A 12,580-nucleotide genomic window follows, 5' to 3' on the forward strand; every position below is an offset into this window, starting at 1 on the left:
GTATTTCGAGGGTGCGCCTACAGGGATCCTAAGGACTTGTTGCAGTGGTGGGCTGCATACGTTCCTGGACACGGCGAATAGCAACAGCTCGTCCCGTAGATTCATCTACGTCTACCAAAGCACCGCAAATTTTCACTATACCTTGTGCTACTGGAAATACCACCGGTAGGTTGTTTACAAAACGTCTTACAATTGGCGCTACTTCCCGACCCAGGATGGAGTGTTCTGCTCCGCACATTCCTGCATCGCAAAGAAACGCAGTACCCTGTGGAAGTATCTGTTCATCGGCTGTCTGGACATGCGTATGAGTGCCCGCTACGGCAGATACAATCCCATCTAAGTAATGTGCCAGGGCGGTTTTTTCACTAGTAGTTTCTCCATGAGCATCTACGAAAATGATAGGAGTTTCGCTGCGTAGCCATTTGGCCTCTCTCAGGGCTATGCGAAAAGGATTTTCCAAAATCGGTTGCATGAAAGTCCGACATTGTACGTTAATAACGGCTACCCTCCCCTTAGTAGTGTCTAACACGATACTCCCTTGGCCGGGAGTCCCTTGCGGGTAATTAATGGGGCGAAGTATTCTTGGTTCTGTAGAAAGGTATGAAGAAAGCTCTCTTTGGTCCCACACGTGATCTCCAGTTGTAATGACGGCCACGCCAAGCCGCAGCAAGCCAGCTGCAATCTTAGGAGTAATCCCGCGCCCTCCCGCAGAATTTTCCCCATTGACGATAACAAAGTCTACTTTCTCACGCTCTTTAAATCCAGGAAGAAACTGTGCTACCGCACTTCTGCCTGGCTCCCCAACAATATCTCCTAGAAAAAGGATTCTGATCATAACCTGAGATTGTACACATATACTTGCGTGGAAATAGTCAATTGGGTGTTTTTATTTTCTTTAGTGTGTCCGTAAAACTAAGCACGCCGTGGCTGTTTTTCTGTGAAACCTTTAGGTAGCACGTATATAGTCGCACACCGTCATGACCGTATGTCCCAAGGGCACTGTGTTTTTTTGCCTTTTTCTTTTTCTAGAAACCAATAGCTCTGTTGCCGCACAAACTCTTAGTATACTTGCTGCATCACCTAACTGGTCACAGTTGAATAAATACCAGTACACCATAACATGCCAACAATTCAGCAGTTTGTTAAATGGCATCTACGCGCCTTATGGTCACTGGGATGAATGGATTACTGTCACACCTCATCATGCAAAAGTTATCACTCATCCTGGATGTCGTCCTTTTGTCCTCCATTTTGCGTCAGACCAGAAGAACGCCCGGAGCGTTCCAAAAACTTGGAAAGTGCGTTCTCAGCTTTGCCAGCGTACTGGTTCCAAACCGCTAGCGGGACTTCATATCACTCTGGATCCGGGTCACTTAGGGGGAAATTGGGCGACGATGGAGGAGCGCTGCTTACTGGTCAAAAGGAAAATCCTTGTCAAGGAGGGAGATATGACGCTTAGGGTAGCAAGGATTCTTGCCCCCCGTTTACGTACCCTGGGAGCTACAGTCACTTTAACCAGGTCCTCTCCGGAACCGGCAACCACCCTGCGCCCTAGACACTTCCGCGCCTTTGCTATCTCTGATCTCCGGGCACAAAGGAAGGCGATCACACCTGCTGCTATCCAAAGAAAGAGCGAGCAACTTTTTTATAGGGTTTTTGAAATCCGGCATCGTGCCAGAATGATTAATGACAGGTTTCGTCCAGATATTGTAATCTGCCTTCACTTCAATGCTGAGAGTTGTGGGAGCGAAAGAAATCTCCAGCTGACCTCCAAGAACCATTTGCACTTCCTGGTCAATGGAGTCCTTTCTAAGAGGGAACTTGCAAGGGAGGATCAGCGGTTCGATATGCTCTTTAGACTTTTGAGTAGAACCTCTGCAGAGGAAATTCTTTTAGCCAACACTATGGCAAGACCTTTAGCGCAAACAACAGGACTGCCCCCCTACACTTACATGTCCAGTGTAGCCAAGCGGATAAGCCCCTACGTTTGGGCACGCAACCTACTCGCAACCCGTATTTTCCGGTGTCCCGTAATTTTTGTTGAAGCCTATGTAATGAACAACCCGAAGGTGATTGCGCGAGTGCAGACTGGTAGCTACGCAGACATCCGGCACTTGTACAGCACGCTTGGCAGATTGAGTATTTATCATGAGTATGCAAAGGGAATTACGAAGGGCCTTATCCAGTACTACTCCCCCCCAGCCAGATATAATTGACTTGGCTTCTACGGACAAAAGAGATCCCGTGGGGGGTCCTGTTTCTTGGTAGAAAAGTGTGTCCCTCAACCAAGCCCCCCCATATGGGGCTCTATCGGCCTCTTCCAGAGCTAAATTATATCTTGTCATTTAGCTGCATGCTTTGTAATGCCTTAGTGCTCGGCTGGTTCTGCTCGTGTGGCTGCTGAACTGCTAGAGTCAGTGTCTAGTTCTTGAAAATTTAGAGACCTTCCATGAATGAGCTCCTCGATCTGCTCCATCGGACTGGTGCTCTATTACGGGGACACTTTATCTTGCGGTCGGGGCTCCATAGCAGGGAATTCTTCCAGTGTTCTCTCCTCTTGCAATATGCAAAGACTGCCGAGTATGTTTGTGGTCTGCTGGCGGAAAAGCTGCTTCCTTTCGGATGCCAGACAGTAGTATCTCCAGCTCTAGGAGGAATTCTGGTAGGACATGAAATTGCCCGTCATCTCAACGGGCGCCATATATTCGTCGAGAAAGGCCCGGATGGGGAGCTGGCCTTACGCCGGGGGTTTACTGTTTCTCCTGGGGAAAAGATCGCTATCGCAGAGGATGTTGTCACTCGCGGTGGGAGAGTACAACAGGCTAGTAATATTATTCAATCCTTAGGTGGGGTCATTGTAGCTATAGCCAGCATTATAGACCGAAGCGGAGGTGCAACTCCAGATTTTGGATGTCCATTCATTCGGCTCGTTCAGCTGGAGATAGACACCTTTGAGACCCATAACCTTCCTCCAGACCTGAAAGCTCTACCAGCCATCCGTCCGGGGGGATATGAGATGGGAAAACATCCCTAAAAAGCCTGTTGGGGGAAACATCTTTGGTCTTTTCGCTTAAAGGGGAAAGGGCCCAAGGAAATAAGGACGTGGCTTCGGTGCCTTTGGAGGGATAGATAACCCCCAAGACCAGGAGCCTCTCTCCAGATCCAGATCTCGTTAACTAAATTCAAAGGACAGGCCCTAATTGGGAGGTTGTGCGTCCTTTTTATGGAAGGAATCATAAAGGAATAGGCCAGTTGCAATGCAGATATAAGAATCTGCCATATTAAATGCTGGCCAGTGCCCAAAAAATGGGAGTACAAGATCAAAAATATCCATTACACTTCCATACAAAAGACGGTCAGTTAGATTCCCAAAAATCCCAGCTAGGTATAGGCTTATACCCCACCTTTCGAGAGGAGTGCGGAACGCTCCTTGCACAAGGAGAATCCCTATCGCTGTGAGTGCAACTAATGCTAGCACGGCGAGAAGACGGTTTCTGCCCCGGAGTATCCCAAAGGCAGCTCCTGTGTTTTGGACACGGACTAGGTAAAAGACATTGCCGACAACTGGAACTGAAGCAAAAGGCAGGAGATACTGAAAGGCTAAAAATTTTATTGCTCGGTCAAGTAGATAAGAGGCCACAGCAAGAAAAACAATCATGATTCTTTTTCCATTTGCTGAAGTACATCGTAGCAACGTCTGCACAGGTTGGGAGATGGCATACCCCCGACCTCTTTACGGTGCCGCCAGCAGCGTGCACACTTTCGGTAGGAAGTCGGGACAATGGAAATAGAATCGATGGAATCCTGAAGGACGGCTAAATCGCTAAGGATTAAAACCTCCTCCATTTCTTCAGGCCTCTCCCGGAAGTAAGCAATGGTTTGTGGGTTAGTAGTTCGTATTGTCACACGTGCCTGAAGGGGCGTGCCGATCACATTCGATTTTCGAGCAGTTTCAACGGCAACACTTACTTTAGAACGTATTTCCAGAAGTTGTGAAAACTTGTGCATAACTTCTGTGTCTTCTGCATCATATGTCCCCTGCGGAAAGCACTGGAGATGAACTGATTCACCGGGATGAAAGTAGCCCCAAGCCTCCTCGGTGGTAAAAACTAGGATGGGCGCCATGAGGCGACATAAGGCGTCGAAAACATTATACATAACCCATTGTGTAGCACACCTACGCTCAGAGTATAGCGCGTCGCAGTATAGCCGATCCTTCGTGATGTCCACATAGAGGCTGCTCAAATCGATTGTACAGAAGCGGTTGATAGCACTGTAGACTCGGTAAAACTCTAGCTTAGAATACGCCTCTAGGCAGGAATCTAATACCTGCCGCAATCGTGCGAGTAACCATTTGTCTACCAATGTCAAGAGAACTGGCTGACACGTCGCGCCACGAAATCCGTTGAGGTTCGCTAGAAGGATACGCAGTGTATTTCGAATGCGACGATAAGAGTCGGTTAGGCGAGTAAAGATTTCTTCTGAAAATGGAATGTCGTCGGTAAAATGGACACTGCTTATCCAAAGGCGAACAATATCCGCCCCAAATTTTTCTACAAAATGCTGAACTCTAGTGGGTGTTTTGTAGTTTTCTTGCTCTGACTTGGAAATTTTTCTCAAACCATCCCTCCCTACCACAAATCCATGTGTAAGCACAGTATTGTAAGGGGCGGTATGGTTAAGAGCAATTGAGGTCATAAGCGAAGACTGAAACCATCCGCGATGTTGGTCTGTAGCCTCAAGATAGAGATCTGCAGGAAAAGTAAGACCTCTAGTGTGGCGCAACACGGCCTCGTGGCTCACGCCAGATTCTATCCAAACATCCAGTGTATCATTCCGACGTGTAGTTCCTCGACAAAGGCCGAGGAGGTTAGTCCATTCGGCATCGCTTTTTCTAAACCAAGAATCACTCCCCTCTCTAGAAAAAATCTCGGCAACTCGGTTAATTAAGTCTGGATCTAGAATTGGGTCACCAGCACCAGTATAGAATACTGGCAGGGGGACGCCCCACACACGCTGACGCGAAATACACCAATCCTGTCGAGACACCAAAGTACCACGGAGGCGGTTCTTACCCCAATGTGGAAGCCAGTTTACTCTCTCGACCTCCTTTACTGCCCTGTGGCGTAATTCCTCGATACGAATAAAAAACTGTTCAACAGCTCTAAAAATCAGCGGAGTTTTTGAACGCCAACAATGCGGATAACTGTGAGTATAATCTGAACGCCCTACCAGAGCTCTTTTTCCTTCCAAGATAGCAATAATTTTTTCATCAGCGTCTAGCACATATTCCCCAACCAGTGAGGGAAGACCACAATCAGCTGTATACCTCCCATAATCATCCACGGGAGACAGTAGTCCAAGGCCATGCTGCAGTCCGAGACTGTAGTCATCCTCACCATGACCGGGTGCAACATGCACACATCCTACACCTACCTTCAAGGTGACAAACCCTGCTGCATAGACCACTGAGTTACGATCCAAGAATGGATGTTGTGCCTGTATTCCAACTAGTTGGTTCCCAAAGCACCGGCGAATTCCCCTTTCTATTGCTACTCTGCTTTTTTCCTGGAAGGTACTTACCAGCTGGCTGGCTATGATCAAATACTCGGTTCCTGTACTCACAACCTCATATTCGAATTCGTTGTGCACTGCGATTGCCAGGTTGGAAGGAAGCGTCCAAGGTGTCGTTGTCCAGATTACCAAGCTTATGGGCTGGCCAGTGGGAAGTGCCTTGCGTAGAGCTTCTTCTATGGGAATAGGAAATTTCACATAAATGGCCGGGGAGATCTTTTCTCTGTATTCGATTTCTGCTTCTGCCAGAGCGGTCTGCGCTCCGGTACTCCAAAGTACGGGTTTACGACTGCGGTAAACTAGTCCTTCTTGTACGAAACGGGCGAAGCAACGCACCACATCAGCCTCATAGGATGGATCCAACGTCAAGTAAGGATTTTTCCAGTCCCCCAGTACTCCTAAGCGTACAAACTGTTCCCTCTGGATTTGGATAAATTTACGCGCGCTCTCCTCGGATTTTTTTCGTATTTCTACCGCGCTCAAGCGAGTAAACTGGCGGGCTACTTTAAACTCAATCGGAAGGCCATGACAGTCCCACCCTGGACGAAAGGGGGCACGGTATCCTGCCATAGATTTTGAACGGATAACAAAATCTTTAAGTACCTTGTTAAGGGCAGTTCCCATATGAACATCCCCGTTGGCAAAAGGGGGTCCATCGTGCAGGAGAAACAGTGGCCGATTTCTGCGTGCTTCCTGGATCTGCTGATAGAGGTTTTGTTTTTTCCAAAACGCAAGGATCTGGGGTTCCTGTACAGCCAGATTCCCTCGCATTGGGAAAGCCGTTTTCGGGAGATTTAAAGACTGCCTGTATTCACTCATCAGGAAAATCGTTGCGGTTACTAAGTTACCCTTCCTCTTTCATGCTCCAGTGTTTTGGCTCCAATGATTCTGCTTCCTCTAATTCTTTGATCTCATGTGAGGGAATAGGATGACGTCTCGAATGGACTCCGCTCCGGTTAGCAACATTACCAGTCGATCAACGCCAAGACCAAGTCCTCCAGCGGGAGGCATCCCGTATTCTAGAGCGGTCAAAAAGTCCAAATCCAACTTTTGTATCTCTCCTCCGGACTGATATTCTAACCGCCTACGTTGTATGTCGGGATCATTTAATTCGGAGTAGCCCGGAGAAATTTCATGACCGTTGATGACTAATTCATAAGCATCTACTACGGAAAGATCTATTTCATTCTGCTTTGCAAGTGGGACAAGCTCTCTGGGACAGTGAGTTACAAAAAGCGGATCAATAATTTTCTCTTCGACAAACTTTTCGAACACACGCTGGGTTATTTCAAAATCCTCTTGAGAATCAGTGGTCTCTAGCCCCATTTGGGTGCAGCAGGCGCGTTTCTGGTCTGAGCTTAATTCATACCAGCTAGGCTGTATAGAGCGGATGAGATCAGAATACCTCGCCCGTTTCCATGGGGGGGTTAAATCAATAGTACGGACTATCTCGCCTGCCTCATTTTTATGTTGGATGAGCAATCCGCCACAAACCTTTTTGGCTATATGGCAGATCATTTCTTCCACAAGTAGTGCCATTTGTTCGAAGTCGGAATAGGCAATATAAGCCTCCAGCATGGTGAATTCTGGGCTGTGGTGGCGAGAAATGCCTTCGTTTCGAAAGTTACGGTTTAGCTCGAATACGCGCGGGAATCCCGCAACAAGAAGCTGTTTTAGGTAGAGCTCGGGAGCAATACGCAAAAACAAATCCATATCCAATGCACGGTGATGGGTCTTAAATGGTTCAGCCGCAGCGCCACCAGGGACCACCTGCATCATGGGAGTCTCCACCTCTAAAAACCCATTCCCCTCCAAATAGCTACGAATCTCATGGATGATTCGGATCCGCTGTCGGAAGACCTCACAGGAAGCAGGATTAGAAATTAAGTCTAAATAACGCTGTCGGTATTTTGTCTCAGTATGCCGGATACCATACCATTTGTTTGGTGGTGGCCGAATGGCCTTGGAAAGTACTTGAAAACTCCTTGCCCGCAGGGTGGGTTCTCTGGTCTTAGTGGTAAAGCATTCTCCAGTTACTCCGATGAAATCTCCAATATCCAAAAGAGGCAACACTTCTAAATCTTCTAGCTTAATTTCTTTAGCACAGACAAAAACTTGCATATGCCCAGTGATATCTGCAAGATCCAGAAACTGGCTGTTGCCCATGTCGCGATAGGCAGTGACTCGTCCAGCTACGTATAGAAGCTTGCCGTCGGCAAACTGAGATCGAATGGAGGCGATAGACCCACTAGTTGCGAAGCGCATACCGTATGGTCGTAGCCCAGATGCTCGCATGCTCTCTAGCTTACGCCTCCGGACAGCAATTAACTCAGAAAGTGGGGTCTCCTTCATTCTGAAGGATAAAAACAGAAGAACGTCCATAGAAGCAAGGATTCTATGGAATAACACGGTAGGCATAGTGAAGCCAAAGGAGCTAAGGGTGGTAGTTTTCGTCGTGCCAGGTGCAAAATTGCCGTATTATGTCCGGCATACGCTCCTGAATATGGGTAGGGAACGCTACGGCTGTGAGCTCTACAAAGGAAGGAAGAAGCAGAAGCACAGGAGCCAACAGCTGTGCAGAGCAAAGTGGACAAAACTAAAAGACAACAGAGCGGGGAGGTTTCGTCTTATACCACCTTGTACGTATGGGGATGAAATCCCCTTCGCACAAGATAGGCGAGTACTTACACCTCTTTCTCACAAAAAAATATTGGTTAGGCCCTTCTTCCAGGTACTTTTTCAATTCTTCTTCCCATTTGCCTTGGGAATAGAAGTTCCCCTTCTTTCTTCTCATTGCCTTTCTATTCCATCTGAACAGGGTGAATACGTTCTTATAACCGGAGGCCCATCTCTGTTAGAATGGGAAAGGTACAAGACGCAACCCCACGACAAGTATTGGGGAAATTTTGTGCGTGCTAGCCGTGTTCGCATTCAGCAATTACGCGACCAACACGGTTCCACCTTTCCGATCACCTGGTTTGTATACCGGCGAGGGTACGAACGCCGACAACAGCACCAGGAGAAGAATATAATCTCCGATATTAGGTCCATTCAAAGGAAGTACAACGTCGAGTTAGTTTGGTTTTGCTCAGGACGGCAGCTCATCGACTACATAAACGGAGCTTCTACCTCAAAATCTATTACCCGGCCTAGAAACAGAAATCTTGTTAAGATTAACGGGCTTGAATACTTCGGCCATGCCAACCGGGCCTGTTTTATGTTCGACTATAGCAATGAAATCGACGGAGCTTCTAAGGCCTACCTTCATGAAGATCAACTAACTAAAATTCGGAAGGGGGTTTTTACTCGTGGAGCCTTTATCAAAAGCTGGGGTTGTTATACAGGAAGAAGTATGAGCCGAAAATGGCGAACTGCTACTCGGCGCAAAATGATCGGGGCGATTGGTCCGACCGATTACTCCAGCGGATATATCGGTGGAGGAGTGCTTCCTCTAACAAGGGAGCCATGGAGTGTAGATGAGGGGGAGTGACACCGTGTTTGCAATACGGCTTCTCCAGCTCTCTATGCTTCTCAGTTCTTTACAGTGCAGCGCATACGGGGATCGAACCCGTGCTCCAGCCTTGAGAGGGCTGTGACCTGACCACTAGTCGAATGCGCCACATGGGGAAAGTCAGAGCGGAGAATAAACAAAACGACAGCGGCCCTCTCCTGCCCCAGGAACGGGGGACCCATAAGCACGCCATTAAACAGACGCCAAACACTATCTACAAATATGAGAAAGCAAAAGAAAATTGAGTCAGGTATAAAATTGTGTTGTGAGAAGCATCAGCAAAATACGACGCATTCTGCGGATAGTCGATGGTTTTACTATACGAAATTTTGTATAAAAAGGTGTCTGCACGCTGTGCCGCTAGGAGCTAATCTCATTCAGAACGAGGCGGTCTCATGACCGATGTTGAATACTTACCTAATGGGAGCAGGTAGCTTGTCTTGGGATGTGGTTCACATTGTTCCTGTCTAGGTTGACTTTCCGCTTTACAGGGTAGATACGGAAGGTAAAAAGTTTGATACGCACCTGGATTTTGGCTGGTGGGTGTTTCCGAATCAACTCTCACTTACCTCACGTCGGACTGGACCCAGAACCAAGGTTGGTTTTGCGGGCGGATCTATTGTAGCGATTCATAACAGAGAAAGGAAGGGAACATAATGTGCACGATACCCCTTGCGTACACCATAGTACATAGTAGACAGAGTTTTCTGGCGGAAAGTCGTTCACGCCAGACTACAGTTTACCTTCAAGAACTCGTGTTACTGCTATCACACCGTTCCGAGGCTTCCCTACACTGCGCGCTTGGGGGGGCGCGCTTACAACCGACCGGAACAAACCCTGTACGGGGGGCTTTTACACTATGAAAAGTGTAAAGTCTAATGCAGGGCAGATTTCCAGATGCAGTTGACTAATCTAACTCGCAATTTGGAGATCGGGGCTAATTCCTATCTTCTTAAAGCAGGGGGAAATAGCATCTTGCTAGACGCTGGCTTTCACCCTAGAAAGGAGGGGCGCGCAGCACTTCCAAACTTTTCTCTTCTTGAGGAAGAGAATTTAGACGTTGTGGTGCTTACCCACGCCCATCATGACCATATAGGCGCTCTTCCCGCATTAACCAAGCGCTATCGTGATATACCTGTCTATATGACACCTGCTACAGCGCGTGTGGCGGGTATTATGTTACACAATTCCGTCAATGTTATGATGCGGCGAAGGGAAGCAGCCAATCTTCCAGAATACCCTCTCTTCACTCACCGGGGAGTGGACCGATGTTCGGAGACATGGCAACTACAACCAATAGGTCACACCTTTTATCCCTGCAGCTTCTTTGGGAGGGAAATACAAGACGTTCGCGTATGCTTTTTTGATGCTGGGCATGTGCTAGGGTCAGCGGGCGTTCTCGTTGAAAGTGAGGGACGCACCTTCTTCTACACAGGGGATGTTAATTTCAGTGACCAGTCTTTCCTCCGCGGGGCTAACTTTCCAGAAGAGGGAATAGATATCCTTATGATGGAGGCTACCAGGGGAGACTCTCCGATGGAAAAAAACTTTACACGCGCCGCCGAAGAATTGCGGCTGGCACAGGCAATTAAAGAAATATTTGAGCGGGGCGGAACGGTCACTATCCCAGTCTTTTCCCTAGGAAAAACACAAGAGCTATTAGCAATGTTCTGGAAAATGCGCGTCTATGGACTGCTTCCAGCAGTACCTATCTACATAAGCGGGCTTAGCGCCAAACTCACGGTAGTATACGATGCCTTTTCCTCAAGCATCTGTCGCCATTCTCCAGCACTTCAACTTCTGCAAGAAATGACCCCTCGCGTAGTCAATGGGGCAGAAATCAGGGCCTGCTGTCTAACGCAGCAATCTATCTTTGCGCTTTCAAGCGGCATGATGTCGGAAAATACACTCTCCAATATTTTCGCACGTCGCATTCTTGAATCTCCTCGACAGGGTCTTTTTTTTGTTGGTCATACGGATGCTGACTCACCTGCAGGCAAGATACGAAGAACAATAATTGATCAAGAGGTTGTCTTGGAGGTAGGACTTCCTACTCTAAAAAGGAAATGTCAGTGCAAGGAATTTAATTTTAGCGCTCACTCTTCTCGTGAAGCTCTTTTAGCATATGCACTACGTATCCGGCCTAAGACTATCGTGCTAGCACATGGCGACCCTATGGCTTTAGAATGGTTCCGTGTGTCCCTTACTCAGGCACTCCCAAAAACAAGGATCATTCTCCCACAACCCGGTCAGGCGGTGGATTTGTAGTGGTTATGGTTACATAGAGTCACACTGTCCTGGATCGTGGGCCTCATAGCAACTTGAGCATGAATTCAAGCTGACATGCCATAGAATTCAATGCTAGGACGTATCGGTTTTCCGGCATGCCCAGAAGGCTGTTTTTTGCTCCTGCCAGAAGACGGACCCCTGTTCGCGAGGCTGCTTGTACAGCGCCTGTTTTTGATACCATGCTAACGATTGCGCTTGTATCCAAAGCACCACCACTCTTGGTAAGAAGGGATATACGAATGTTGGTCTCATCGTTATCGCCGAGCTTTTTGGAATGAAGCATTAAGAGTACTGGCAGTGTAAACTTGCCCTTCTCAAGGTCAGTCCCCAGCGTCTTCCCCTCCTGGGATTCGTTGCCGACTAAGTCCAGACAATCATCATAAATCTGGTAAGCAATTCCTAATTGCTGGCCAAACCGGCGCAAGGCGCCGATCGTTCTTGTACTAGCTCCACTGATCAAAGAGCCAAGTTCACAAGATAAGGCCAAAAGCGCCGCCGTCTTCATCTTAATGATGCGATGATAATCAGCAATGCTCAATTTAAGATCGAATCGGCGCTGAGTCTGAAGAATTTCACCGCTGCAGACCTCAGTGGACGCATCCGCAACTTTGCGGCCAATTTCCCGGTTAGAGAAACTGGCAGCAAGCCTTAAAGCATGTGAGAATAAGTAATCTCCTAGAAGGACACTTAAGGCGTTTCCCCACTTTGCGTTGGCCGTGGCTTGTGAGCGGCGCAGGTCCGCCCCGTCTATAATATCATCATGTACTAGGGTAGCAGTGTGTATGAGCTCAAGGACTACGGCAAGGTCTATGTGCTCCGAGGTAATTTTTCCGGTTGCTCCCCCTGCAAGCAGAGTGAGAATAGGACGTAAACGCTTTCCACCCTTGGTCGTTACGTGGGTAATGTAGTTCTCCACCATGGGGTTAAATAGACTGGATTGCTGAAGAATTTTTTCCTCAACAGAGTGCAGATGAGCACAGACCAGCTCTATCACTTGCTCGCACGCAAGGGACATCATGTTCGGAGGAGTGACCAGCCTTTTCATCTAAAACTCTAAAGGGGAGAGGATCATGCTCCTTAAACGCAAGCGACGAAGTGTAGCCTTTCTCACCAAAAGAACAAACCAAAGATAACATGTGCTGTTTGCTATTAATTTTAGTTCAGCCACTTATCTACAGAGATAACGTGGATGTTTTAGCAGCAATG

General features: G+C 47.8%; 9 protein-coding genes and 1 tRNA gene. 4 read left to right on the forward strand and 6 right to left on the reverse strand.

From position 1 onward, the window contains the following. Window positions 1-28 precede the first annotated feature (28 nt). Window positions 29-835 (reverse strand): TIGR00282 family metallophosphoesterase, encoded by an 807-nt coding sequence (locus tag AMD24_RS04170; RefSeq protein WP_062100790.1) that lies wholly within the window; start codon window positions 833-835, stop codon window positions 29-31. Between the two features lie 166 nt (window positions 836-1,001). Between AMD24_RS04170 and AMD24_RS04175 the strand changes: the two genes are divergently transcribed. Then, window positions 1,002-2,216 carry an N-acetylmuramoyl-L-alanine amidase gene (locus tag AMD24_RS04175; protein WP_158404409.1) on the forward strand — a complete coding sequence of 405 codons (1,215 nt, stop codon included), beginning with the start codon at window positions 1,002-1,004 and terminating at the stop codon, window positions 2,214-2,216. A gap of 233 nt (window positions 2,217-2,449) precedes the next feature. After that, window positions 2,450-3,034, forward strand: coding sequence for an orotate phosphoribosyltransferase (gene pyrE, locus AMD24_RS04180; protein WP_062100792.1), 585 nt, complete (start codon window positions 2,450-2,452; stop codon window positions 3,032-3,034). 162 nt (window positions 3,035-3,196) lie between these two features. Here pyrE and lspA read toward each other — a convergent pair whose 3' ends face one another. The 3 genes from lspA to lysS form a co-directional block, all read right to left on the reverse strand. After that, on the reverse strand, window positions 3,197-3,658 hold the full coding sequence (gene lspA / locus AMD24_RS04185; protein WP_062100793.1) for a signal peptidase II: 462 nt from the start codon (window positions 3,656-3,658) through the stop codon (window positions 3,197-3,199). Next, window positions 3,655-6,393: an isoleucine--tRNA ligase gene (ileS, locus tag AMD24_RS04190; protein ID WP_062100794.1), complete on the reverse strand. Its 2,739-nt coding sequence runs from the start codon at window positions 6,391-6,393 to the stop codon at window positions 3,655-3,657. Before ileS ends, lspA begins: the two co-directional genes overlap by 4 nt. 78 nt (window positions 6,394-6,471) lie before the next feature. After that, window positions 6,472-7,956: a lysine--tRNA ligase gene (gene lysS, locus AMD24_RS04195; RefSeq protein WP_320408902.1), complete on the reverse strand. Its 1,485-nt coding sequence runs from the start codon at window positions 7,954-7,956 to the stop codon at window positions 6,472-6,474. Between lysS and AMD24_RS04200 the strand changes: the two genes are divergently transcribed. Continuing rightward, complete coding sequence (locus AMD24_RS04200; RefSeq protein WP_158404411.1) at window positions 7,868-9,064, forward strand: hypothetical protein; 1,197 nt, start codon at window positions 7,868-7,870, stop codon at window positions 9,062-9,064. The genes lysS and AMD24_RS04200 overlap by 89 nt on opposite strands. A 57-nt stretch (window positions 9,065-9,121) precedes the next feature. On the opposite strand, the gene AMD24_RS04205 is transcribed toward AMD24_RS04200, so the two are convergent. Continuing rightward, a tRNA-Glu gene (locus tag AMD24_RS04205) sits at window positions 9,122-9,193 on the reverse strand. A 789-nt stretch (window positions 9,194-9,982) separates the two neighbouring features. Here AMD24_RS04205 and AMD24_RS04210 point away from each other — a divergent pair. Continuing rightward, window positions 9,983-11,353 (forward strand): MBL fold metallo-hydrolase, encoded by a 1,371-nt coding sequence (locus tag AMD24_RS04210; protein WP_062100796.1) that lies wholly within the window; start codon window positions 9,983-9,985, stop codon window positions 11,351-11,353. Window positions 11,354-11,396: 43 nt separating this feature from the next. Here the strand turns inward: AMD24_RS04210 and AMD24_RS04215 are convergent, their stop codons facing one another. Continuing rightward, complete coding sequence (locus AMD24_RS04215; protein ID WP_235503186.1) at window positions 11,397-12,419, reverse strand: polyprenyl synthetase family protein; 1,023 nt, start codon at window positions 12,417-12,419, stop codon at window positions 11,397-11,399. Between the last annotated feature and the right edge of the window lie 161 nt (window positions 12,420-12,580).

Source organism: Candidatus Xiphinematobacter sp. Idaho Grape (assembly GCF_001318295.1).
Lineage (GTDB): Bacteria > Verrucomicrobiota > Verrucomicrobiia > Chthoniobacterales > Xiphinematobacteraceae > Xiphinematobacter.